The organism is Rickettsia sp. 109562A South Dakota, from assembly GCF_055791265.1.
The window spans coordinates 1021569-1045749 of the sequence record NZ_CM147703.1; the positions used below are offsets into that span (position 1 = coordinate 1021569).

The window sequence follows — 24181 nt, forward strand, 5'->3', positions numbered from 1 at the left end:
GAGTAATATATGGCAGAAGTTGTAACTAATAGAGATATTGAAAAAATTAAAAAAAATGATGAAGTAACTGAGATATCGGCTGCAGTAAAAGGAAAAATAGTTGATATAAAAAACGTAGATAGTAGATTAGATACTTTGAATAAAAATATTGTTACTCTAGACCCTATTCAACAATATTTACAATCTGAAGAATATATTACTAGTACGCTTGAAGTTCTTGCCAGTAAAATTATTAGTGAAGTTGTAGAAAATAAAGATGTACAAAAATTAGTAGATAACCTGCATATTAATTTAGGACAAGATACAAAACTAATACCTAGTGCAGCAGATAAGCTAAAGTTTGATATCGCTAGGGCTGAGGCAGCACTTAAGGGTTTTGTACTTCCTCTAAATAAAGGAGGACCTTTTGATGAATTATCATTAATGGGTATAGAAGATGAAGAAGAAATCTTTGCCAATCCTATAAGAGCAACTAAAGCAGCATTAATAGCCGTAAGTGGAAAAGCTATACCTAAAGAACAATATGCACAAGCTATAAAAGATAAAGCTATAGAAATTTTAAAACAAGATCCTAAAAATACTTCGGAAAAACTTGAAAAATATGAAAAATTTATTATTCAAGGAGATAAAAATCAAAAATTTGATGAAGATAGTAAGCGGTTTATCCCAAGAGTAAATCAATTATCTCAAGCGGAATTTAAGGAATTACAAAAGGCAGCCACTAATACGGTGCAGCAGATTAATAATAGATTAGAAAAAAATAATAAAATTAGTAAGCAATTAGAACAAACTATGGTACTTACTAACTCATCAGGCATAAAGAATCCTGAAGTCATAATACGGGAATTAAACAAGTTAGATTCTACTTATCTAGCTGAAAATAGTACTAAAATAGCCACTGAATTAAAAGATATTAATGATAGAGGTACTTCTTTATGGAAAAAATTTAAGCAGATATTTACAGGTAAAAATTATTTGGAAGAAAGATTAGGAAAAGTTGTAGATAAATATATTACTCTAAATGATGGATATGTAGTGAAAACAATTAATGATAAAATCTTTTCAAACGCTTTAACAAATCCTGAAATTGCTGAAGGTCTAACAAAATTTTTGAATGAAAATAAGGATAAAGCAGCAACTAATCCTGAATTTAAAAATTTAATTCCTGCTACGAGTGGGCCTATTGTAGTTCAACCGCAACAAGTTAATAATTTTAATTTAGTAGAATTAAGAAAAATCAATCCAATAGCATTTGATAAAACTATGTTTGAAGATTTAATAAAACTGAGAAGCTCGAATATAAAACCACCGAAAAATACTCCTAATACTCTTACTCAAAATCAAGGAGTAGTAAGAAGTAAAGGTTAAATTTTAATATTAGGTGGAACGGTTAAATACTCTTCTTTCCATAGCTCGTTATAAAGAATAGGATCGATATTACCGCCTGAGATTAGTACTAGTAACTTTTGAGGTTGGGATTGCATTTTTAAAAAATTTATTACCGAAACCATATTTATGCTACTTGACGGCTCGCATATTACTTTTAGTAAATGAGTAAGCCACGCCGTCCAGTAATATATTTCATATTCTTCTGCTAAATAAAAATGATCAAGCTTTTTCAGATATTCAAATGTACGAGCCGATACACTCAAGGTTTTAAGACCGTCTGCTATGGTAGTCGGTGCATTATCAAATCTATATATCTTATTATTTTTAATCGATAAATAAGCATCATTAGCCATAAGAGGTTCTGAACCTATTAACAAGCTTGTCGGTGATATTAATTCCTTGGCAAGATATGATCCGGAAATTAAACCGCCGCCGCCGCAAGAGGCAAAAATAGCATCAGGACTAAAGCCTAGCTGCTGTAATGCTTCATAGCATAACGTGCCGGCACCTGCTATCGTAGAATCACTATCGGAAGGATGCATATAGTAAAATCCTTGCTCCGTATCTTCTTTTGCTCTCTCTTCTGCTTCTTGCCGAGTATTTGTATATATAACTTCACCGCCGTAATAAAGAGCTGCTTGTTGCTTTACTTTTGAAGTATTTAACGGCAAATAGATCCTTGTTTTAATACCGAATAATTTACTTGCATAAGCAAGACCGATTCCATGGTTACCTGTACTATAACCGACTATTTTATCAGGTAATTTTCCTTGCTCTTTTAGTTCTAATAAATGATTTAATACTCCCCTAACTTTAAATGCACCGGTTTTTTGTAATGATTCAACTTTAAAAAAAATCTCGTGACCGAGCATCTCATTTAAGCTTTCGGAGTGAACGATCGGAGTTAAATGTAGATATTGTTTTATTCTATTATGTGCGGCTGCTACATTTTGAGAGGATTGTAGTAATAAATTCATAAATATAATTAATAAAGATGGCTTGAAATCGTGTTTATGCTATATTATATAGTTAATAATTAGAAATTTTAAAAGGTTTTAATTGATGAATAAAAAATCCCTGCCGCTTATGGTATTACGAGATATGGTAGTATTCTCCGGGGTAATTGCTCCTATTTTTGTGGGTAGACAAAAATCGCTGCAAGCACTCTCTCATACTACCATTTCCGAGGAAGATAATAGTAAATATATTTTAGTAACTTTACAGAAAAAATTTGATCAAGAAAACCCTAATAAACACGAGCTTTATAACACAGGTATACTTGCCAAGATTATCCAAATAGTGAAGCTGCCTAATAATACGGCAAAAATCTTAATAGAAGCAGTAGCAAGAGTAAAGCTGAGTAACATTAAAGGCGAAGAAGCTTTTGAAGCGAATTACGAAATTATTCCGGATGAAGAAATATTTGACGTTAATAACATGCGTTCATTAGTGGATAATGCAGTACAACTATTTAGTAAATATGCGATTAATGATAAGAAAGTTAATGCGGAAATTATTGAAACTATCAATAAAGAAATAAGTAATAGTACTAATTTCATAAATATTATAAATATATTAGCTTCACATTTGATAACTTCACTTGAGGCAAAGCAGCATTTATTAGAAGAAACTAATCCTTTTAAGCGTATCACTACGGTTATTAGTACGCTTACTTCCAATATAGTAAATTCAGAAACCGAGCAAGCGTTGCAGCAAAGAGTAAGAAAGCAAATCGAAAAAACGCAGCGTGATTATTATCTACACGAACAAATGAAAGCTATTCAAAAGGAGCTTGATGAAGATAAATCGGAACTTGCCGATATCGAGAAAAAAATTAAAAGTTTAAAATTATCAAAAGAAGCAAAAGAAAAAGCTGAAGCTGAACTTAAGAAACTCCGTACCATGAACCAAATGTCGGCGGAGTCGGGAGTAACGCGTAACTATCTTGAGACGTTGCTTAGCCTGCCTTGGGGTAAATATGATAATAGCAAAATAGATATTAACCAAGCTGAGCAAATTTTAAATCGCGATCATTTTGGCCTTGAAAAAGTTAAAGAACGAATTATAGAATATTTAGCGGTATTACAGCGTTCAAGTAAAATTAGAGGACCTATATTATGTTTAATCGGTCCTCCTGGAGTCGGTAAAACTTCACTTGTAAAATCTATTACCGAAGGAATGGGTAGAAAATACACTAAATTGGCTCTCGGCGGTGTTAGAGATGAAGCAGAAATCAGAGGACACAGAAAAACTTACCTTGGATCAATGCCCGGTAAAATTCTAGGTCAACTTAAGAAAGTTAAGACTAGTAACCCTGTAATGCTGCTTGATGAAATCGATAAAATGAGTTCTGACTTCAGAGGTGATCCGGCATCCGCTTTGCTTGAGGTATTAGACCCTGAGCAGAACAGTCACTTTGTGGATCATTATCTAGAAGTAGAATATGATCTATCAAATGTAATATTTATTGCTACTGCTAACTCTCATGATTTACCTAGAGCTTTAAGTGATAGAATGGAAAAAATATATATTTCCGGTTATGTAGAGGAAGAAAAGCTCCAAATTGCCAAAAATTATTTAGTTCCAAAACAATTTAAAATGCATAAAATCAAAAAAGATGAAATTACTATATCCGAGACGGCAATTTTAGATTTAATTAGATATTACACCAAGGAATCAGGCGTAAGAGCTTTAGAGCGTGAAATAGGAGCGTTAACTAGAAAAGCACTAAAGCAAATTTTAGCAGATAAAACGGTTAAGCATATTGCCATAGATAGTAATAATCTTGAAGAATTTTTAGGGGCTAAAAAATATAATTTCGGGCTTGCCGAGAAAGAAGATCAAATCGGGAGTACTACAGGACTTGCTTATACTGAAGTAGGAGGAGAGCTTTTAACTATAGAGGCTTTAGCATTCCTAGGGAAAGGTGAAATAAAGACCACCGGAAAACTCGGCGATGTTATGAAAGAATCGGCAATGGCTGCCTATAGCTGTTTTAGAAGTAGAGCAACAAATTTTGGATTAAAATACGACAATTATAAAGATTTTGATATTCACATTCACGTACCGGCAGGTGCTATTCCAAAGGACGGTCCTTCTGCCGGTTGTGCTTTGTTTACGACTATTGTTTCGTTAATGACTAAAATACCCGTACACCGCACTGTAGCAATGACAGGCGAAATTACTTTAAGAGGAAATGTCTTGCCTATCGGCGGTCTTAAAGAGAAGTTATTAGCTGCGAGTAGGGGAGGGATTAAAACCGTGTTGATTCCGGAGGAGAATGTCAAAGATTTAAAAGATATACCGCCAAATATAAAAGAAAGCCTAGAAATTATATCCGTATCAAATATTGATCAAGTACTGAAGCATGCTTTGGTAGAAACGCCGATAAATGAATAGAGATTTATTATTGTAAGCAGTCCTTGGCTCTGTTGTATGGATCGGAAAATAGTCAAAATGTCATATATTAAATTAATGCAAGCTATAGTAGTGTAATTCTTTTTGCCTTTTCAATCAAAATGTGATTTTCCTTGCTTAATATATATCCTTGCTAATGCCTTACTATTCTGATGTATAGTCAATTGATTTGAACTTTCGCCTATTATTATAGGCTTTGTTCCTTACGCCTGTCAGCAAATAGGGCTGAATTGACTATATAAGCTATTCTTTTTTAATTAAATTTATTTTAACTGAACTATCCGCTTTTATTGGTGGTTTTTAACATCAGCATCTTAGAAAATATTAGTTAATTTTTTAATAAAGCTATTGACTAAAATATATTTACATGTATAGTGCGTTTAAATTTAATTATTATTAATAATATGGTAAAAGAAAAGTTAATTTATACTTACCAATCAGCTATACACGATGGTATTAAAGTGGCATTTGAAAGTGGTATAAAGGAAGGATGTACTGTTATTTCTTCATCGTTTCTTGGAGCTAAGTTAAACGTCACAATACCGGTTGTAAAATCGATATTAAAACCGCTTTCTAAGGGCAGGGCATCGATATAGATTTTACAGAAATTATTATTTACCGGTTTATTGATGATGCAAGTATAATTATAATCACCGCTTATATAATGCTTAATTAGCCTAAATTCTGTTTGTTGTCCGTTACCTTTGCCGATTAGTTGATTAATAGCCCTATAATCCGACCAATCTTTATAACGAAATCCTATTGCTTTGCCTCTTCTTGATCTAAATGCTATTAGCTGCTGCCATTGTTCTTCGGTTTTTATGCCGCTACTAATGTCGTATCTAGCTCGTGCCTTGTGCCAGTTAATGTTACGCTGCTCATAACCGCTAAATGTAGCTACAATATCAGTGGAAAATTCAGGACCGCCTTTAGAGCCGTAAGATATTTCCGGCGGAAACTGACTTTCTGCAAAGGAAATCATATGTAAGAAAGAGTTATTTAAGATGGATTATTAGATACAGCTTTGAGATTATCGTAAACTTCTTTGCGATCGCCTATTTTTAGTACTAAAATTAATAATATTTTATGTGCTACTTGATAAATTACTCGATAATTTCCTATTCTTAAACGGTATAAATTATCTATACCAGATAGCTTTTTTATCCCTACAGGTAAAGGTGTAGTTTTTAAATCTTCGAGTTTTTGGATTATAGTAAGTTATAATTGTTTAGATAATTTTTTGAGTTGCCTTTGAGCATTTGGGGCAAGCTCAATTTTATATTCAGATTGCATATTTACAATATTTCTTTTTTAAATTCTTCTAAAGAAATAGTACCTTTTAGCTTTGCTTCTTTAATAGCTTCTTTAGCTTCTTGTAAATCTAATTTATTTTCAATCATTTCTATTAGCTTTAAGTCTTCCATAGGAATTATGGCAGCAAGGTCTTTACCTCTACGACTTAATACTATTCTTTCTTTACCATAGCTGCTACGATTTATTATTTCTGAAAAATGTTCTCTAGCATTTGCTGTAGTAATACTACTCATATTAGCCTATATTGTTAATTACAACTACATTGTACAATGCGTACTAACATCTTGTCAAGTTTATAATATTATACATTACGTTTACTTCTTGATATTTGCCTTGCCATATCAGCGGTAATTTGATTGCGGCTTTGGTTAAAGGAAGCTACATCGGGAGTTTGGATATGCATGTTAACAACAATATTACCGCTACCGGCTGATTGTATTTGGCTAAAAGGTGTGTGTATAGAATTTGGTATAAAATACCTCAGGCTCACCGCCGTCACCGACAATATGGGCTTTATTTGGGCGAACGGTGTCGCCTTTTGCAAGAATCCGCCAAATGTAGAACCAAGCCCTGATAAAATGCCGCTTGCTCCTGACTGACCGCCACCACTGCTGCCACCGAATAAACTGCCAAGTAGTCCACCACCACCGCTTGTACCAATAATATCTTCTTTCAAAGTCATTTTTAAAATATCGCTTTGCAATTCCTTAAAGAAATCGCTACATACTTCCTTTAAGCTCTTAACATGATTACCTACACCAAAAGCAGCGTCGGCAAAATTATCAATTAAACTATCCACCCCCCCTCACGTGACTTGTTTCCTGAATCTCTACTTCTTGGGTCTTTAACTAGATTCTTAAACACCTCACTATCTCTTAGCATCGGTAATAACCGGTCACAGTCGACCAGCTCTCAGCTAGCTTTTCGGTGGGCTGTACTACTAAAACATCGATGCGGGGTCTTGATGAATATGGTAGCCGACTATGTTGTTAATGATTTCCGTCTTACCGACTTGTGCCGATGACATTACAAACGATCATCTCTATTTTTGGATCATTCAAAGAGCGTCCATAATAGTACGCTGATAAGGAGCTTTATCGGTACTCCAGCTACCGGGTTCGCTACTAGCCTCACTTGATAATTTGCGATACCGATCCGCCCACTGGCTCACTGTTAATTTCGGTGGTGGTTTTATTATGCTCGCTATTTTTTGTCATATCTTCTTCACCGCTATAATTACTAAGCTCTAGCAAAGCCGCATATATTTCTTTCTCAAGTAAATTAGAGACTGCGGCAAAATCATTATTAAGGGCTATTATTTGCCTTGCTAGATTATTTGGAAGCCTAGCATCCTTGTGCCCTAAAAGCAAGTAATAAGTTCGACCAAGTAAGTTCTACTTCCGTTACTGATAAGTATTTACCCTCTAATATCTGTACCTCAAGCTCTGCCTTATCCGCTTGGGCTTTTAGTAACCTCAGCTTTGAGTATGTAGATTATTGTTTTTGCCTAGATTCTGCTGTTGTAAATACTTCTCATAAGCTCTAATACATCCCGCTAAATCATAATTGCCGTTAACAGGCTTAGGTAATATATCACTCTTAACTAGTTGCTGAACCCTGCGAGTAGTTAAACCTAATGCTTGTGCTATGTCAGGTGCTTTATAAATAGTAGGGTTCATTATCGAAATTAAATTACTTTACATTTTACTAAATATTTAAGATATTTTCGTTGTATTGTTCACTAACATATATTTTTATGGATCCCTTTAAATTAATTTATAAATTTTGTTCTCGCCCTCAAATTAAATTTTGGTTACAAGCACTTCATGCAGTAATAGGGTTGTACCTCACATTATATGCCTTAGCTTTTGCTAGATATGAATTTACTCTTTTCTCTATAGATAATAAAGTTGTAAACTTAGTAACACTTGCTGATGGGCAAAATCATAAATTTATATTAGAAAGAATCCCTTCTTTTCAACAAATAAAAGTTCCTACAGAACCTAAAATTTATAATATATTTAGTATTATCAAGTCGCTTATACCGGCTTATGACAATATTAATCTTGACCTTTGGAAGGAATTAAGCATTTTTGTCGCTTATTATAAAAATGATTTAAAAAATCTTATTTTAAATGGTATCCACTTAAGTGGAATAGGCAAATTGTATCATGATATAAGTTTTAGAAATTCTTACTTTGAGAAAGTAAGCTTTATTAAAGCAACCTTGGATTTTAATAATTTTCAACATAGCCAATTCATTAATGTAGATTTTTTGCTTGCAGACTTACGTGATAATGATTTTTCTTTTTCACAATTTGATCATTCTAGTCTAGTTGGTGCAAATTTTACAGGAAGTAATCTATGTAAAGTACAGTTCCATAAAACTCTATATTTGGATGCGAATTTCAGCTATGCCAATTTAATGGGAGCAGATTTATCTGAAAGGCCAATGTTCTCTTCTAAGCCTGAAAACCTTTATCTTACTCCTCGCGTTAATATAGAAAACGCTTATTATTAATTTTCAAGCCATTAATCCATGTAATATAGATTATAGAATTTGGGCATTTCTACAGTTACATTTTCCGAATTGTATAGGTCTGTCGTCCGAAAGCTTTCCGCCTACAAAATTTCCTCAAGATTTTGATCCTGAAAAACATGGTATGATTGATATAGCGAAGCCTGAAAATAAGACATTATTGAACATAACGAAATAAGATACTTCATTTTTTGTCGTAGTTTGCATTCATATATGATAAGCTACAACCCTTATATTTAAAGGCTTTTGAAAGTATTTAAGCACTTAAAATATTCAGAACGAAACGAAATGGTTTAAAATTTCTATCGCTAGAAAGTAGGTGGGGTGGTCAGTTACCCGCAGTCGAAAGGCTAGGCAAGTACCTTTTATGTTATTTAGCCGTGTCTAATGCATGGTTAAAACTCTCTGTAAATATACCCAATGTTTGTTAAACGTTGATACTGCCATATCTTTAAAGCCGAAGCGTGCTTTAATACTTGCCTTAGGTGTTAGGCTATATAGACGCTGCAACCTACTAGAGCCTAACCGCTTATATATATAGAGTGACCAAGCTTAAAGATATTCTTATTGCTGTCTTCCCCTTACGTAAAGCATTAGATACTCTTAATTTCTTCGGTACGTTGCTTGTGGGTACGGCTATCATTTTACCCGAATAAGGTCTTTTTGTGCCGCCTTCCTCTTGAATATTTGCAAAATGAGCCTTAGTATAAACGGCAGAGCTACGTTTATATTTATCAGCAAACTCTACTTTAATGCCTTGTCTTCTATCCCACCAATTCCTGCTATTGTTAAAGATGCGTGGAATGGCTTTGCAAATATGTTTTTGTGATAACAGGGCTATTTTGTTTAAAGCAAGGCTTGTACCAAATGGTAATTGCTTCTTTTCTAAGTTGTCCATATAACGCTCTAGATGCTTGATATTACTGTTGATGTTAATAACAAAGCTCATTGTTTAATTTACTCTGATCGGTTTATATTTAGGAGCGTGTTAACGCTGCAATCCCTATTATTACGCCTTGATTTCCAAAATCATCAGTTACGGTTATTACCGGTCTAACATAATCTTTAGCCCCAATATAGCCCATTATAAACCTTGTGTTAATATCGAGAACTGCTTTTAGCTCAATTATATTGCCCTGATTCTGCTGGTTACTAACTACTTCGTCATCAATACAGTCTGTAAAATTGGCATTTTGATCGTTCGAGTGTTGCAGCTTAATTTGTACATATCGATCATCGTTTAATGCTCCTGTCGATGCTCCTACCAGCACCACAAAAGTTACGCTATCAAACCCTGCAGTATTTACCGCTATAATATCGTTTTTATTAGCGTTCATCGCTATCGGTGCTAGTAATTGCTTTAAATCGCTATTGCTAATTTGTTCTCTAATGACTGACATATTGCTCTACTAATTTCATTCTTACATATCATTATACCATCCGTTTTCCCTAGTAGCAATAGGGGTAGAGGGACATGTTTATAACAGTAACCAAATTTTATTATGTATCCTTTTTCTTAAGCCAAACAACCTTTAAAATTATTTTTTTAAGTAACCGATTTTATTATTTTTACTCGTTTTACCTCAGTAAATTCTTATAAATCTCTGCTAAATCATCAAGTGCTTCTCGCAGCCTTCTAGTTCCTGTGCCTTTGATCCACTGCGGGCTTTGCTTCAGCTCACACTGTCTTACAGGTAGCTCATTCAAATAAAAATGCTCGATAATCTCTTGTGATTTTTGATTTAACCGTGAGAATACTAGCTTGTGGTTATGTAGTGCATCAATTTGTGATTCAAGCTTCGCAGTGCTATAACTGCTTTTGATTTGTTTAACACTATCAACTTTGATAACGCTACTGCCTCCTTTGCCGGCAAAAGCATGCTCGTAATTGCTAATCAACCGATCCGCCGCTCTAAACTGCTCCTCGTTAATACCTCGACATTTGTTTAAGCCGACGCCGTTTTTAATATCCTCAAGATAGCAGTGATAAAATTTGGTTATCGGTCTTTTGTCCTGTTTGCTTATTTCTAACATTTTTGTACCTTTGATTTTATCATTGTTTTTTAGCATGGTTTATGATCCATCACGCACGCAAAATCCTATACTATAGTTATCAAGGACTTTTATAGTCCTATATACTATACATAGTATAGGTGTTATTTTCCTAACTTAAATTATCTCTCTCAAACCCTTGTAACTTAAGGCTTACGGCGATGCCTAACTTGATTTTTTAGCTATTCATTTTCCTCAACTTAAAAACCCTGTAAGTTATTGATTTTCTATAGTTTTGTAATTTTAATTGAAGTAGTTGTAGAAAACCTCCTCAACTTAACCCTTAACTTGAATTGTGCCTATAGTATAGGGTATTTCACGGCTTTTTTTAGCTTGTGTGAATTTTAAGTTAGGGGAAATACCTCAACTTGATTCCTAACTTGAAACCTTAACCTTAAAAATCTTATCATTAAAAGGGTTTTAAAGCCTTAAAGTTGTATAAACTTCATTCCTAACTTGAATATCGTTAAATTATCCAACATCTATTTTTTTATCATGCATGACCCAAAATTCTTGGTTTTCCACAGGGTGCAATTCTTCAAATTCATGATGTAAGTAATGAGTAGGTAACACTTTTTTGCTGCCTCCACGTTTTCTACCTAGCTGCATATCTTTAAAACACATTAAACCATAATTAGAGGTACATTTATCTAAACCATAATCTGTAGTATTTTTAAAAAACTTTATATGCCCTTTCCTAGTTAAAACCTTGATCCTTGGTTTAATAGAATCTTTACTGCCAAGCCCTTTCTCTCCGTCAAATGCTTCGCAAAAAGCATTAATTGAATATGCTCGTCCTACGCTAGCTTCATCTTCTAAAATATCCATAATAAGTTGCTCTCGACGGTCTCGTTCCGCATTAAGCTTATTGCCGTAATGTTGCTTTATAATCGGTATGTTTAAAGGATTTACTTCAACCCAAACACCATCAGCTTTATTAATTATTTTAGTAGGAACTTCTTTGCCGTTACGCAGTTCAAAAATTAAATGTCTATTTTCATTTTTCGGTTCAGGCTGATATAATAAAATTCCGCTGGTATAATAACCTCTTAAACTGCTAGCACCACTGAAAGCTTGGAACGGGTCTTCATCAAATTGTGTATGCGTTATCTTTTTAGTATGATGGACTAAAACAATGCCTGCTTCGGGGTTTATTTGATCTCTTAATTTCTCAATCCTTTCCCTTAAAAAGAACATCATTGCATCGTTTTCATTTTCGGTAGCACCGCTTCTTCCGCCGTCAAATACGTTACGGATAGGGTCAACTGCTATAATATCAGGAAGACCGTTTAAAGCTTTTTTTACATTTCCTACGTTTTTTTATTCTTTTCAATATTCGGTTCTTTCAAAGAACCAATTTACACAAGTTGTTTTTTTCAATTTATACTGACCTTAGACCAACGAGTAAGCTGAACTAATAAAGCTTTTCAAGCTCTCATATTTCGGTAAATAGTATTACGGGTTAATAAGCTCGCCTGTAAGGGATATCACATAGTGCTTTTTATAAGTATTCATATGAGGATGTAATACTGGAACAGGTAAATATGCTCAAGATTGCTGCCAAAACCCATGGCTTAGTTACTGCTAATATTTTGTAGGAACTACCACGCAGTTTATCACGAAAGTATTACAAGAGCCTTATTTTCTAAATGAGGTGTTACGTAACCCAAAAATACTAAAAGAAATATTTAAAGAGTAACTAAATGAATACGCATAACCATAAAACAATATTAGCTCTTGACCTCGGCACTACTACCGGCTGGGCAATATATAACAAAAAGCAAATAATTAAATCAGGAACGATAAATTTACAACCTAACAAGTTTGAGGGTGGCGGTATGGTTTATTTACGCTTTAGAAAATGGCTTGTAGACCTTAAAAAATCCGAAGACGGCATTGATCTAGTATTTTTTGAAGCAGTAAGAAGTCATAACGGCGTAGATGCCGCTCACAAATACGGCGAGTTTGTAGCTCACTTGATGGCTTTTTGTGAGCATCACCAAATCCCTTATTTAGGCGTGCCTGTCGGGACTATAAAGAAACATATAACGGGCAAAGGTAATGCTAATAAAGATGAGGTAATTAAGGCGGTTAAGAAGAAATGCTTTACGCCGATTGACGATAACGAAGCCGATAGTTTGGCTTTATTGCACTACGTTTTAGCAAAGTATGATAATTACGCATAAAGATTAATTTTAGAGTATACACGAGCAAAATATCTTAAAAACCGAGAACGACAAAAAACTCTTGAATTGACTTAAATGCATTAATAATTTAATATCACAATCGGAATGGCAAAGCTGTTCTGGAGTGTAGAAACCTCCTTCAATAAGCGGTAAAACCACCGTTAAATTGGTTTATTCCTCGACATCTTATGGTCGAGGAGGTAGTAGTTATGTTCAGGGCTTAGAGTATTACCTTTAAGCCTAAAAACTACTCAGCTGTTCTTATTGACGGTGTTTCTAACTCCCCGATCACCATTGGTTTTAACTCGGCTTCTTGGTGGTCAAACTTGAATTATTTAAGTTCAATTGGGAGTTGTAACTGTTATGCATGACAAAACTATAAAAGAAAGAATAGCTATAATTGAGCCATATTTAGATTGTAGCATTAAAGATCAAGACTTATTACGTGAAATTTATCCAAACGGGATAGGTAGAAAATTAACTGTAGAATTTATTTTAGCTAGGAAGCCTGATACAATTCATATGCCTACTATAAACTAATCAGTATTTTATTCAAATTGCCATAAAATCATACTTCTAATTGATAGAAATTTATTAAAATCACCCCTGGGTTTATTTCGTTCAATTATTCTCGGTACTCTATCGTATTTAAATTTAGTTACAATTTTTCTCTATGATGAAAATGATTTTATATTGAATATACGAGCTTTAAAAAGTAACGAAAATTACTTTTGGTCTTATAAAGTTAATTATTTTAAAAAACTCATTAACGGGGAATAGTATAATAGTAGTAGGTACAGCATATTTTTTGAGCAAAACATAGATCAAATATTAGACAATTTGGAGCATATAAGGAGCATATGGATTTTTTAGAAAACGGAGGGCAGTCCTGAAAACCCTTGAAAAGATTGGCGAGAGTGACGGGACTCGAACCCGCGACCTTCTGCGTGACAGGCAGACGCTCTAACCAACTGAGCTACACCCCCTTATACATAAGAGAAACAATACATATATAACAATTCTTCCATTTCTGCAAGAGTAAAATATCTTATTTTATCAAAAAATATACAGAACCTAAACCTCTAAACGTTACTGCTTATCACTAATATTATAATCAATAGATATCTCTATTAATCCAAGTTGTTACTATTAGTTGAAGCCTTGAAAATTATTATACTTTTTAAGGATTTTGTTAAGTAATTATTAGAGATTTTATATGACTAAACCATATGTCATTAAATTAACTACTCCTTTTGAGCGTATTAAACTTTATAATCCTATACCCGATATTGCTCTTAGAAGTGCTATTATTATGCAGACAATAATAGATGCGACTAATACTTCCACAAAGAAAGAAGCAACAAAAGCAGAATATAACGCTAAAAAGTGGCTTTTTGAAAATAATGAAGATTTTGATTCTACTTGTTTAGAAATCGGCATTGAGCCTAGTTGTGTAAGAAAGACTGTTAAAAAACTAATTAATAAATTACATCTTAAAGATAATCCTCCTAAGCTCTGCGGCTAAAGTTTAAATTAAATTAATTTGTAATAAAACTTGAAATTACTCTAAATATAAATTAATTGTATAGGTGTTACTAAGTAACACCTATACAATTAATTTATTCAAAATTATAAAGGTTCTTTATGATTATTTCAGTTTCAGCTCAACATATTTCGATCGGTAATAGCTTACAAGAATATTCAAAAGAGAGGGCTACGCAAGTCGTTAAAAAATATTTTACCGATATAATAAATATAGATATACATTTTTCAAAAGAGGGAATTAACTTTAAATGTGACATTATAGTAAAATATGGTTCAGGCAAACATAATATAGTCAAAAGTAATGATAGTTGTAGCGATATATATGTAGCTTTTGATAAAGCTATGTCAAAACTAGAAAAACAGCTTAGAAAATATAAATCAAAATTCAAAAATCATCATACGGGTAAAGTAAAAATATCCGAAATTGCTCACGAAGGTACTAAATATATTATTAGTTCGCAACCTGATAGTGAAACCTCTCACTCCGAAGATAATGATAATCCGGCAATTATTGCCGAGAAGCCTGTGGAAATATTAAAATTATCAGTAAAAGAGGCGGTAATGAAAATGGATTTAGAAGATTTACCTGCGGTAGTGTTTAAAAATATCAATAATGATCGTATAAATATAGTTTATTACCGTAAAGACGGTAATATTTCTTGGGTAGATTATAATTAAATGATATGTATATTATCCCTTATAAAGGAATTACGCCAAAAATCGATAAAAGTGCATATATTGCCGAAAGCAGCTCTTTAATAGGAGATGTTGAAATAGGGAGTAATTCAAGCATTTGGTTTAATACGGTTCTACGAGGTGATGTTGAATCGATAAAAATAGGAAATAATACTAACGTACAAGACGGTAGTGTAATTCATACTTCAAGATTTAACGGACCGGTAGAAATAGGAGATAATATAACTATCGGTCATTTGTCTCTTATTCATGCCTGCACAATACATAATAATGCATTTATCGGTATGCGTACTACGATAATGGATTATGCAGTAATAGAAGAATATGCTTTTATTGCTGCAGGAAGTCTTATTCCTCCAAAGAAAATAATTAAATCTAAGGAATTATGGATGGGCTGCCCTGCAAAATTTGTTAGATATTTAACCGATCAAGATTTAGAATATATGCAAGATAACGTAAGAAATTATGTAGAACTTTCTAATATTTATAACAGTGAAGTATAGGCGTTATTATATAACCTTGATGTCATTCCTGCTTTCGCAGGAATGACATACGGTACTATAAGAATCTTTAAACGCTTTTACTGTATTTTTAAGTAAAAACGCAATAGTCATAGGTCCAATACCGCCAGGAACGGGAGTAATATATTTTACTTTAGACTTAACATTTTCAAAATCAACATCACCGATAATTTTATTGCCGTTAATTCTATTAATACCTACATCAATTACTATAGATTCAGGATTAAAATATTCTGCAGTTAATTTTAAAGGATTCCCTATTGCAGCAATAACGATATCAGCTTTAGAGGTAATCTTACTTAAATTTTGCGATTTAGAATGACAGATAGTAACACTGCAATCTTCTTTTAATAGTAAAGCACTTAAAGGTTTACCTACTATATTTGAGCGTCCAATAATTACAACATTTTTACCGCTTAAATTCGGTTCGTATTTTTTTATAACTGCAAGACAACCAAGGGCAGTGCAGGGTATAAAGCCTTGACTAATACCGCTATGTAAATAACCGACATTTAAAGGATGAAAACCATCGATATCTTTAGAGGGTAATACAGCCGATAAAATTTTATTTTTATCTATGGAGCTTGGTAAAGGCAGTTGAACTATAATTCCAGAAATCTCGTTATTGAGGTTTAACTCGTTGATTTTCGATATTAAATCATCTGTATGAATAGTAGTAGATAGGTTTACTAATAAAGTATCGATTCCTATTTTGTGAGCATTTTTTATTTTATTTTTTACATAAATAATACTTGCCGGATTGTCGCCTACTAATACTATAGCAAGCTTTGGTGAAGTTTTAGTTTTATCTTTAAGCTCTTGAATTTCTAGCTTTAAATCTGCCAATATCTCATTTGCTAACGCTTTACTGTCAATTATATTATTCACTATATTTTTATCCATAATATCTTACGCTTTTTACAAAGATTATGTATGTCACTCCCGCCTACGCGGGAATGACATAGAACCGCTATATCGAGCCATGCAACAATGCTTTTGCTGGAATAACATAAAGTAAAAATCGTAGGGTACTATGATTTTTACCTTACTTCTTTTCCCCATATTTTGTGGTAGAATACTCAAAATGTAAGGCTTTGCCGTCAAATACTCTACTATAAGCGTGATGAAGGCTACTTGCCGCTTCGGCAAAACCTGTAAGAATCAGTTTAAGTTTACCGGCGTAATGAGCAATATCACCAATGGCATATATACCTTCTATATTAGTTTGATAGTAGGAATTGTCTACTTCAATATGGTGAAGCTTAACATTTAAACCCCAATTTGCTAAGCTACCTAGATCTTGTTTTAAACCAAAAAACGGTAGCAATATATTAGCCTCTAATTTATGGGTATTATTTTGTAGATCTCTAACTATAACTGATTGAAGTGCACCATTATTACCATCTAAAGCATTTAACTGATAACCGATTACTAATTCAATCTTACCGGGTTCTGCAAGATTTCTTAACTGCCTTACACTTTCAGGGCTAGCCGTAAATTTATCACGTCTATGAACTAAATATATTTTATTTGCAATCTCCGAAAGAGAAATAGCCCAGTCAACAGCCGAATCCCCGCCGCCTGCTATAACTATATTTTTACCTGTGAATTTATTTTTATCATTAATGAAATAGAAAACCGATTTGCCTTCAAAATCTTCAATATTTGCAAGAGGAGGTTTGTTCGGACCGAATGAACCTCCTCCTGCTGCAATAATAATAATTTTGCTTTTAATAAGAGTGTTTTTTGAGGTTTTAATTTCAAAAAAATCATCTTGCTTATTTAGCTCTATAGCTTGCTGATTTAAATGATATACAGGCTCGAAAGGAGCTGCTTGAAGCTCTAACTGTTTTATTAGCTCTTCTGCTGCAATTTTAGGATATGCCGGTATATCGTAAATAGGCTTTTCAGGGTATAGAGTAATACACTGACCGCCAACAGCCTCTTGTGCGTCAATAACGTGACATTTCATGCCAAGCATTCCTGCCTGAAAAACTGCAAACAATCCAACCGGACCGGCACCTATTATTACAACATCGGTATTATGCATTATTTTTTATATTTAAATTTTAAAAAGGATTTTATTGGATATTGAGGAAATAATCAATTGTTATATGAGTATATTTATAGAAATTAAACAGTAGAATATAATTGTGATAGGTCTAGACAAGATGAATTTAAAGGTTGTTCTACATTCCACTTTTCTTCTATTGGTTCTAATATATCAGTTTTTATCTCAGCCTTATTTTTTAGCATACCGAATAATGAGATTTTTTAGTATTTATAGGTAATATTGGAGTTACTGCTTTATCTCTTTTAGTAATTATAATAGATTCCTATCGGTTTGTAATTTTTCTATTATTTCAAGACAATGAGACTTAAATTGACTGATTGCTATTTTAATAGCCATTTAATACCCCAAAAAAATAATAAAATTTAAAGAACAACTAAAACAAATTTTTGTGGGAAAAATATCATATATTTATATTAAAGTATAATAATTTTTTAAGCTAGTCTTGTAAAATCATTAAGATTTGTAAAAGATTAATAATGAATATTAATTATTTTTATTAAAATTATGAATAAGATTCTACGAAATATTATCGGTTTTATTATCTTAACTATAAGTACAGGTAACAGTTTTACTTCATCTGCCAATGCTTTTTTCCTTGTTAGTGCAACTGTTTTACCGTCATGCTTGGTAGTTGCTACTCCTTTAGCTTTCGGTACTTATGTTCCAACTGTCGATTCCTTGCAAACAAATACGCTCACTATAACTTGTACTTTAGGTACTCCTTATACTGTTTCATTAAATGCCGGTCAAGCTCCGGCCGCTACTACAACTACTCGAAAAATGACCGGTAATACTACTAGTTATTTACCCTATAATCTTTACTCCAATGCGGCAAGAACTCAAAATTGGGGAAACCACAATCAAGTGACTGGGTAGCAGGAACAGAGGTACGGGATTACCTCAAACACTCACAGTATATGGCAAGATACCTTCCAGGGGCAAATGTTCCTTCTGATACTTATAACGATACAATTACGGTAACCGTAGCATATTAATATTATGAAAAAATATTTTTTAAGATTTCTACCTATTCTATTTATATTATTTACTTTTAATTCTTTTGCTAGTGCTACTATCGTACCTGTCAACATAGAGATAAACAAAAGTAATAAAATAGCAACTATGACGGTGCAAAATAATGATTATACACCTAAAAAGTTTCAATTAGTCCTTTTAAAACGTATATACGAAGATGGTATAGAAGAATATAAAGAAACTAAAGATTTAGTGGCAACTCCTTTACAGGGCGGTCAAATGCAATTGATACGAATAGCTTTAAAAAATACACAGAATTTTTCTACTAGAGAAAAAGACTATAGAATCTTGGTGAAAGAATTGCCGCGTAGAGTAAAGCTAGAGAATAGTGTGACTTCTACGGTAAATCTTGTCGTTCAACATAGTATACCCATAACAATATCAAGGTAACATCAATAGCAAATTACCTTTAACTTTAAATACATAAGCTAATGTGCTTTTTAAATAAAATAATATCGGTTTTTATAGGTATTATTTTATTTATACCGCTAAGTTTTGCAGATGGAGCTATTTCCGAATCTCTTGGAGACACTTCGCCTCGAACCGCAGTGTACACAAACGTACGTGAGGATGAGGGATTAGGATCATTGTCCCAATTACCTCTAGAGGTAGAATTTGGGAATAGCTTCAATGAAATTGCAGGCGATAGTGAGTTAATAGTTTCGCTAAAAGTAAATTATGCTGAAACTGATATATTTCCGACTATTATACAAAATACCCAAGGGCATTATTTAATTCCTCTTGAAGATATAGAACATTTTGATGTTCAAGAAGATTATCTTAAGCAAGGGTTAGTAAACTATCACGATACTGCTTATATTAATCTAGATTTGCTTGAGGGTACTAAATATGATTTAAACTTCGAGAATTTAGATTTAAACATTACTTTTCCGGCTGAAAAGATGCAACCCCAATCATTTGATGCTTCAGGTGGACCCATGAAAAATGTTGATACTAAACTTATTAGCGGGGCATATTTAAACTATGATGTAACTCTTAGCCAAAATGATGATATTAATTATTTAGCCGGAGTAGAGGAACTCAATTATTTCACTGAAAACGGCGTATATAGTTATAGTTTTTTATTGCAAACCGAAGCCGTTAAATCAAAAATACCACAAAAAACCAAAATAAATTTACACGTTTAGAAACAAACTGGACGTATGAGGATGTAAACAAAATGACTAATTGGCGAGTAGGGGATAGTATAACTAAAGCATCTTCTTGGTCTAATTCAACTAGATTTGCCGGTATTCAATATGCTACAAATTTTGCAGTTAGACCAAATTTAGTTACCTATCCGTTACTTGATTTTAGAGGGAAATCAAAACTTCCAAGCAGTATAGAGATATTTTCAAATAGTATACCTATATATAATGCTAAAGCTCATATGGGAGATTTTGATATAACCAATATTCCGGTTATTACCGGTAGAGGTGATTTAATAGTTAAAACTCAAGATATAACTGGCAAAATTCAGACAATTACCATTCCTTATTATGCCTCACCGAGTTTACTACGCCCCCCGGATTTTCGCATTTTTCCTATGAAGCGGGTTTTCAAAGGCAAAATTTTGCTATAAATAGCAATGATTATAAATATTTAGTTCTAAATACCGATTATATGCTCGGTATGAATGGATTATTTAACAAGCGGTGGACATTTTGAATTTTTAAAAAATAATGGTAGGGGTAACTAATAATTTAAAAATCGGCAATTTGGGTGTTATAGGTATTTCGGCTGCAAGTAATATCAAAAATTTCGGTAAGTCACAAAGAATTAATTGCGGTTATACTTATGAATCGGAATATTTTGACATTAATAGTAATTTGGATTGGAATAATAGAAATTATAAAGACGTATATAACTATCCCGATAAGACTTTCTCAAGTTTAAATTATCAGGTTTCAGCTAGCTGCGGCAATACCGACTTTGGTAATATAAGTGTTAATTTTTTGTCTTTTGTCGTAAATAACGCAATACAAAAAGGTAAACGCTCAAATATATTATCGTTGACTTATCAAAGAAATATTACTAAAAAAGGTTTTTTAAGCTTTACTATAGGTACTAATCTAAAAAATAAACGTAAAAATAATTTTTTGCCTATATGTCATTTAACTTAAATCTAGATTCTAATAAAAGCGTTTCGTTTACCGATTCATATCAAAATAAATATCATACTAAACAAATCGGTATTTCTTCACCGGTTACTTCAAATATGGGGTGGGGATATAATGCTAACCTAATTAAAAAGCTAAAGCTACAAATTATAACGTACAAGTTAATTGTAACGGTAAAAATAATGATATTGGAGTTTACCTGCAGAAAAATGATACCGAAACATTAAAACAGTTTAATCTCAAGGGAGGGATTGTCTCTATTGATAAAAGCTATTATGTGACAAGACCGATTACCGGAAGTCTTGCCTTGATTAAAGTCAATAGTTTAAAAAATGTCGGAGTTTATAATAACAATCTGTTAGCAGATTATACGGATGATCAAGGTAAAATGCTTGTACCGAACGTAACCCCTTATGTTCCTTCCGAGGTAGATGATGAAAATCTACCGCTTAATACCGAGTTTGAGGATATTGCTTTAAAAGTTGCTCCAAAAATAAAATCGGCGGTATTATTAGACTTTAATATTAAAATAATTAAAAGCGTTGAAATGACGGTATTTGATAGTAATAAACATTTTATTCCATTTGATAGTACGGCTACTATTGAAGGTTTAGATGAAGAAATATTTGTAGATTATGAGGGTAAAATTTATATTAATGATATTAAAGACCTTGAAGTGTTAAACGGCTCTATTTGCGATGAAAATGAAGAGAATAATAAATGTTGTCATTTTAGCATACCGGTGAATAAAGATTTAAATGACCCGGTAATTGATTTAGGTGAAGTGATATGCAAATGAAGACCCTATTGTCATTCCCGCTTTCGCGGGAATGACATAGAAGTATTAGGCTATCCCAAGCCATTCTTTTTAGGCAACGCCGGGAAATTAATAATAATATTGTTTATTAATATAATTATATCAGGAAATGCTACGGCGTTACTCACAACATGCAGTATATCAGTTCCAACGGTAAGCTTCGGTAGTTTTGCCGTTTCCTTCCGTTAATGCTACTGTTACGTGTAGCGGTTTACTATCGCTGCTTGTTAGCTATACCGTAACTTTTAGTACAGGTTCTGCTCATGCTTATAATCCGAGAAGTATGGCTAATGGGGCAAAGAGATTAAACTATAATTTATATAAAAATGCCGCTTTTACTCAAATACTCGGTAACGGCACTAGTAATACGGTAACATTTACCGATAGCTATTTACTAGGTCTTGGACCGGTTACCAGAACCTATACCGTATATGCACGCCTGCCGTCACAACCTCTTGCTGCTGCCGGCACGTTTCAAGATACTATTACCGCAACCGTAACCCAGCCATAGCTTGTTAAAATGCTACGTGCTTAAAGTAAGGTATATGATGTAAGCACCTAGCTAACTTATAATCTTTTAATTCTAAGCAGCATAAGTACAAGCACAACTTCCAGTAGGTACGACTTCTTCAAAATTATCTTGGAACTGAGCAATAATTTTACCAAAGTCACCTGGATCTTGTTCAATGTTAGTACATCTAAAAATATCACCCATACATGCATTCATGTCACGTGTAGCATCCCAGCCATTGAGATTCTTTATACCTTTATTTAAAGCATAATCATTAAGTTGTTGTTGATTTTCTAGAGTAAAAACTTTTTTATTAATATACTCACCAAACATTGGACAAATACCAATATGAGCATAAATTTCCTTATCACTCCAAATCTCTCCATAAACTTCTTTAATTTGTTTATGTAATCCTCTATGGGCATGTTCAGTACTATTTGGGTTTCCTTCTATAGAAAGTCTAACACATTCAAAAAGATTTGAACTAGCACCTTGTCCAAACTCCATAGACATAGCATTAATAAGAGAAGGTCTAATACCGGCTTCATATAGCATTTTTAATAACATTTCACCATTACCATTCAATCCCATTAAGCCAGGAGCCCCATCTACTAGTAGAGTATAAGAAATTTTTAAATCTGGATTAGATTGTAATACTTTTGTTATTGCAGCAATATGTCGTTCAAGAGCTGGAATATTACCTAAAAAACCACCTTCAAAATCAAAATCTAGGTATTTAAGATCATAGTTTCTTATAGTTTGTATATAAAAATTAGCAATTTGTTCAACATTTTCTATAGATGCTTCTATTGGTTCATTTGAAGCTCCACCAAAAGACATAATAACTTCACCCCCTAGAGCTCTAAAAGATGCAATATCTGCTTTGACATAGTTAGAAACGGTTACATTAGCATCATGTACTAACCCGCCATCTGCACCATTTGAATCTACTATCTCAATGTTACCTCCTCATGCAGGTTGGTGATTAGCATTTGCAGTAACAAATCCTAAAAAATATCCCTTTAGGCCAGTTTCTTCACTATATTTTGTAATTTGTGGAGTTGGCCATGCTGTATAATCAACAAAAGATGAACCTGTAATTTTCCATTCCCCCGGACCTTTAAGTGCTTCTGAAGTAGTATGTGTTTGTGGTTTAGAAAATTCACTTTCATTGCCTGCAAAATCTATTGCTTTTATTTTAACACTGTATGTGGTTCCGGATTTTAGATCCTTTAAAGTAATATTAGGTGAGGTTGTAGTAAATGTTTTTTGAGTCCTACTAGTAATTTACAACCATATTATATTCTTTTACTGCAACATTATCTTCACTTGGTTGCCATTTTAAAGAAATACTGGACCGTTTGCTATTAATTCAGAAGCACCAGGAATAGTAGGTGCCTCGTGGTCTTCAGGTATTACTATTAGGTTATCATTAAATTTAAAATTAGTAGGAAGAGAAGGGTTTGGAGTAGCAGCATTAAAACCTACACCAAAAAGTAAGGAAAGTAGTACTATGAGCTTTTAATACTCTCATATGTTCTGCTAAAGTACCTTCAACTAAAGGTCCAAAGGATGTTTGAGCAAATCCTGTGTAGGCTCTAATTTCACCGGTATAGTTTATATTATTAGTGTTAAAACTTATTTTTGGTTCTGTAACATCTTGATCGGTTCTATTTATAATCTCAATTTCCAATGGTTTGTACCAATCACTGTCACTTTTTCTCCATTTAGCATTAATAATATACGGTCACTGCTCTTGTATTCTTGCTTTTTTATTAGCACTTTTTTTAGGCATATAAAACTCCTTATTAAAATAAAAAATTAGTATAAGATTAATTAATTTTAATAAAATTGTAATAATTAATAATAAATTAATATTCGATACTTAATTAATATTAACTTTTTGTTTAAATTTTCTTATTTTTTAAAAAGAAGTGATATAATTGCCACTATTAAAAACTATAG

The 24181-nt window shown here is 32.9% G+C and carries 31 protein-coding genes, 1 tRNA gene and 2 pseudogenes; 16 read left to right on the forward strand and 18 right to left on the reverse strand.

Annotated features, from left to right (window positions below):
• Positions 1 to 9 precede the first annotated feature (9 nt).
• On the forward strand, positions 10 to 1368 hold the full coding sequence (locus ACIAS7_RS05650) for a hypothetical protein (RefSeq protein WP_473198573.1): 1359 nt from the start codon (positions 10 to 12) through the stop codon (positions 1366 to 1368).
• Here ACIAS7_RS05650 and ACIAS7_RS05655 read toward each other — a convergent pair.
• Positions 1365 to 2366: a serine/threonine dehydratase gene (locus ACIAS7_RS05655; RefSeq protein WP_473198574.1), complete on the reverse strand. Its 1002-nt coding sequence runs from the start codon at positions 2364 to 2366 to the stop codon at positions 1365 to 1367. The two genes, ACIAS7_RS05650 and ACIAS7_RS05655, sit on opposite strands and share 4 nt — an antisense overlap.
• Before the next feature lie 85 nt (positions 2367 to 2451).
• On the opposite strand from ACIAS7_RS05655, the gene lon reads away from it, so the two are divergent.
• Positions 2452 to 4788 (forward strand): endopeptidase La, encoded by a 2337-nt coding sequence (gene lon, locus ACIAS7_RS05660; RefSeq protein ID WP_473198575.1) that lies wholly within the window; start codon positions 2452 to 2454, stop codon positions 4786 to 4788.
• A gap of 448 nt (positions 4789 to 5236) precedes the next feature.
• Here the strand turns inward: lon and ACIAS7_RS05665 are convergent, their stop codons facing one another.
• From ACIAS7_RS05665 to ACIAS7_RS05695, 7 genes are all read right to left on the reverse strand, one after another.
• Positions 5237 to 5788 carry a DUF2460 domain-containing protein gene (locus ACIAS7_RS05665; protein ID WP_473198576.1) on the reverse strand — a complete coding sequence of 184 codons (552 nt, stop codon included), beginning with the start codon at positions 5786 to 5788 and terminating at the stop codon, positions 5237 to 5239.
• Between the two features lie 17 nt (positions 5789 to 5805).
• Positions 5806 to 6018, reverse strand: coding sequence for a type II toxin-antitoxin system RelE family toxin (locus ACIAS7_RS05670; protein WP_473199428.1), 213 nt, complete (start codon positions 6016 to 6018; stop codon positions 5806 to 5808).
• 83 nt (positions 6019 to 6101) lie between these two features.
• Positions 6102 to 6353 (reverse strand): type II toxin-antitoxin system Phd/YefM family antitoxin, encoded by a 252-nt coding sequence (locus ACIAS7_RS05675; RefSeq protein ID WP_473198577.1) that lies wholly within the window; start codon positions 6351 to 6353, stop codon positions 6102 to 6104.
• A gap of 68 nt (positions 6354 to 6421) precedes the next feature.
• Positions 6422 to 6919: a hypothetical protein gene (locus ACIAS7_RS05680; protein ID WP_473198578.1), complete on the reverse strand. Its 498-nt coding sequence runs from the start codon at positions 6917 to 6919 to the stop codon at positions 6422 to 6424.
• A gap of 141 nt (positions 6920 to 7060) precedes the next feature.
• The gene (locus tag ACIAS7_RS05685) at positions 7061 to 7147 is read right to left on the reverse strand and encodes a phage terminase large subunit family protein (protein ID WP_473199429.1); all 87 of its coding nucleotides are present in this window, start codon (positions 7145 to 7147) and stop codon (positions 7061 to 7063) included.
• A 103-nt stretch (positions 7148 to 7250) separates the two neighbouring features.
• Positions 7251 to 7490: a hypothetical protein gene (locus tag ACIAS7_RS05690; protein WP_473198579.1), complete on the reverse strand. Its 240-nt coding sequence runs from the start codon at positions 7488 to 7490 to the stop codon at positions 7251 to 7253.
• 105 nt (positions 7491 to 7595) lie between these two features.
• The gene (locus ACIAS7_RS05695; protein WP_473198580.1) at positions 7596 to 7799 is read right to left on the reverse strand and encodes a hypothetical protein; all 204 of its coding nucleotides are present in this window, start codon (positions 7797 to 7799) and stop codon (positions 7596 to 7598) included.
• Between the two features lie 77 nt (positions 7800 to 7876).
• On the opposite strand from ACIAS7_RS05695, the gene ACIAS7_RS05700 reads away from it, so the two are divergent.
• Positions 7877 to 8641, forward strand: coding sequence for a pentapeptide repeat-containing protein (locus ACIAS7_RS05700; protein WP_473198581.1), 765 nt, complete (start codon positions 7877 to 7879; stop codon positions 8639 to 8641).
• A 547-nt stretch (positions 8642 to 9188) separates the two neighbouring features.
• On the opposite strand, the gene ACIAS7_RS05705 is transcribed toward ACIAS7_RS05700, so the two are convergent.
• From ACIAS7_RS05705 to ACIAS7_RS05720, 4 genes are all read right to left on the reverse strand, one after another.
• Positions 9189 to 9608, reverse strand: coding sequence for a hypothetical protein (locus ACIAS7_RS05705; protein ID WP_473198582.1), 420 nt, complete (start codon positions 9606 to 9608; stop codon positions 9189 to 9191).
• Between the two features lie 28 nt (positions 9609 to 9636).
• The gene (locus ACIAS7_RS05710) at positions 9637 to 10059 is read right to left on the reverse strand and encodes a hypothetical protein (RefSeq protein ID WP_473198583.1); all 423 of its coding nucleotides are present in this window, start codon (positions 10057 to 10059) and stop codon (positions 9637 to 9639) included.
• Positions 10060 to 10237: 178 nt separating this feature from the next.
• Positions 10238 to 10693, reverse strand: a complete 456-nt coding sequence (locus tag ACIAS7_RS05715; RefSeq protein ID WP_473198584.1) for a hypothetical protein — start codon at positions 10691 to 10693, stop codon at positions 10238 to 10240.
• A 489-nt stretch (positions 10694 to 11182) separates the two neighbouring features.
• On the reverse strand, positions 11183 to 11911 hold the full coding sequence (locus ACIAS7_RS05720; RefSeq protein WP_473198585.1) for a hypothetical protein: 729 nt from the start codon (positions 11909 to 11911) through the stop codon (positions 11183 to 11185).
• 503 nt (positions 11912 to 12414) lie between these two features.
• On the opposite strand from ACIAS7_RS05720, the gene ACIAS7_RS05725 reads away from it, so the two are divergent.
• Positions 12415 to 12897, forward strand: coding sequence for a crossover junction endodeoxyribonuclease RuvC (locus ACIAS7_RS05725; protein WP_473198586.1), 483 nt, complete (start codon positions 12415 to 12417; stop codon positions 12895 to 12897).
• Between the two features lie 363 nt (positions 12898 to 13260).
• Complete coding sequence (locus ACIAS7_RS05730) at positions 13261 to 13437, forward strand: hypothetical protein (protein WP_473198587.1); 177 nt, start codon at positions 13261 to 13263, stop codon at positions 13435 to 13437.
• 369 nt (positions 13438 to 13806) lie between these two features.
• On the opposite strand, the gene ACIAS7_RS05735 is transcribed toward ACIAS7_RS05730, so the two are convergent.
• Positions 13807 to 13883 (reverse strand) — tRNA-Asp (locus tag ACIAS7_RS05735).
• 230 nt (positions 13884 to 14113) lie between these two features.
• Here ACIAS7_RS05735 and ACIAS7_RS05740 point away from each other — a divergent pair.
• The 3 genes from ACIAS7_RS05740 (at position 14114) to ACIAS7_RS05750 (ending at position 15641) form a co-directional block, all read left to right on the forward strand.
• Entirely contained in the window at positions 14114 to 14422 is a 309-nt protein-coding gene (locus ACIAS7_RS05740) for a hypothetical protein (protein WP_473198588.1), read from the forward strand.
• 119 nt (positions 14423 to 14541) lie between these two features.
• Positions 14542 to 15120 carry a ribosome hibernation-promoting factor, HPF/YfiA family gene (hpf, locus tag ACIAS7_RS05745; protein WP_473198589.1) on the forward strand — a complete coding sequence of 193 codons (579 nt, stop codon included), beginning with the start codon at positions 14542 to 14544 and terminating at the stop codon, positions 15118 to 15120.
• A 5-nt stretch (positions 15121 to 15125) separates the two neighbouring features.
• Positions 15126 to 15641 carry a gamma carbonic anhydrase family protein gene (locus tag ACIAS7_RS05750; protein WP_473198590.1) on the forward strand — a complete coding sequence of 172 codons (516 nt, stop codon included), beginning with the start codon at positions 15126 to 15128 and terminating at the stop codon, positions 15639 to 15641.
• A gap of 6 nt (positions 15642 to 15647) precedes the next feature.
• Here the strand turns inward: ACIAS7_RS05750 and folD are convergent, their stop codons facing one another.
• The 3 genes and pseudogenes from folD to ACIAS7_RS05765 form a co-directional block, all read right to left on the reverse strand.
• Complete coding sequence (gene folD / locus ACIAS7_RS05755) at positions 15648 to 16547, reverse strand: bifunctional methylenetetrahydrofolate dehydrogenase/methenyltetrahydrofolate cyclohydrolase FolD (protein WP_473199430.1); 900 nt, start codon at positions 16545 to 16547, stop codon at positions 15648 to 15650.
• Positions 16548 to 16704: 157 nt separating this feature from the next.
• Positions 16705 to 17709 carry an NAD(P)/FAD-dependent oxidoreductase gene (locus ACIAS7_RS05760; protein WP_473198591.1) on the reverse strand — a complete coding sequence of 335 codons (1005 nt, stop codon included), beginning with the start codon at positions 17707 to 17709 and terminating at the stop codon, positions 16705 to 16707.
• An 83-nt stretch (positions 17710 to 17792) separates the two neighbouring features.
• A pseudogene (locus tag ACIAS7_RS05765) lies at positions 17793 to 18069 on the reverse strand (type II toxin-antitoxin system Phd/YefM family antitoxin).
• Positions 18070 to 18237: 168 nt separating this feature from the next.
• On the opposite strand from ACIAS7_RS05765, the gene ACIAS7_RS05770 reads away from it, so the two are divergent.
• From ACIAS7_RS05770 to ACIAS7_RS05805, 8 genes and pseudogenes are all read left to right on the forward strand, one after another.
• The gene (locus ACIAS7_RS05770; RefSeq protein WP_473198592.1) at positions 18238 to 18609 is read left to right on the forward strand and encodes a Csu type fimbrial protein; all 372 of its coding nucleotides are present in this window, start codon (positions 18238 to 18240) and stop codon (positions 18607 to 18609) included.
• A gap of 246 nt (positions 18610 to 18855) precedes the next feature.
• Entirely contained in the window at positions 18856 to 19158 is a 303-nt protein-coding gene (locus tag ACIAS7_RS05775) for a fimbria/pilus periplasmic chaperone (protein WP_473199431.1), read from the forward strand.
• Positions 19159 to 19199: 41 nt separating this feature from the next.
• On the forward strand, positions 19200 to 19916 hold the full coding sequence (locus tag ACIAS7_RS05780) for a palindromic element RPE1 domain-containing protein (protein ID WP_473198593.1): 717 nt from the start codon (positions 19200 to 19202) through the stop codon (positions 19914 to 19916).
• 32 nt (positions 19917 to 19948) lie between these two features.
• Positions 19949 to 20350 (forward strand): fimbria/pilus outer membrane usher protein, encoded by a 402-nt coding sequence (locus ACIAS7_RS05785; RefSeq protein ID WP_473198594.1) that lies wholly within the window; start codon positions 19949 to 19951, stop codon positions 20348 to 20350.
• A gap of 100 nt (positions 20351 to 20450) precedes the next feature.
• A complete protein-coding gene (locus ACIAS7_RS05790; protein WP_473198595.1) occupies positions 20451 to 20891 on the forward strand; it encodes a hypothetical protein in 441 nt (146 codons plus the stop codon).
• Positions 20876 to 21115: a hypothetical protein gene (locus tag ACIAS7_RS05795; protein WP_473198596.1), complete on the forward strand. Its 240-nt coding sequence runs from the start codon at positions 20876 to 20878 to the stop codon at positions 21113 to 21115. Before ACIAS7_RS05790 ends, ACIAS7_RS05795 begins: the two co-directional genes overlap by 16 nt.
• Positions 21088 to 21687, forward strand: a complete 600-nt coding sequence (locus ACIAS7_RS05800; protein ID WP_473199432.1) for a fimbria/pilus outer membrane usher protein — start codon at positions 21088 to 21090, stop codon at positions 21685 to 21687. The genes ACIAS7_RS05795 and ACIAS7_RS05800 overlap by 28 nt, the downstream gene beginning before the upstream one ends.
• 111 nt (positions 21688 to 21798) lie before the next feature.
• Positions 21799 to 22216, forward strand: a pseudogene (locus ACIAS7_RS05805) (spore coat protein U domain-containing protein).
• Positions 22217 to 22288: 72 nt separating this feature from the next.
• On the opposite strand, the gene ACIAS7_RS05810 reads toward ACIAS7_RS05805, so the two are convergent.
• A complete protein-coding gene (locus tag ACIAS7_RS05810) occupies positions 22289 to 23056 on the reverse strand; it encodes a glycoside hydrolase family 18 protein (RefSeq protein WP_473198597.1) in 768 nt (255 codons plus the stop codon).
• A 637-nt stretch (positions 23057 to 23693) separates the two neighbouring features.
• Complete coding sequence (locus ACIAS7_RS05815) at positions 23694 to 23909, reverse strand: hypothetical protein (RefSeq protein ID WP_473198598.1); 216 nt, start codon at positions 23907 to 23909, stop codon at positions 23694 to 23696.
• Between the last annotated feature and the right edge of the window lie 272 nt (positions 23910 to 24181).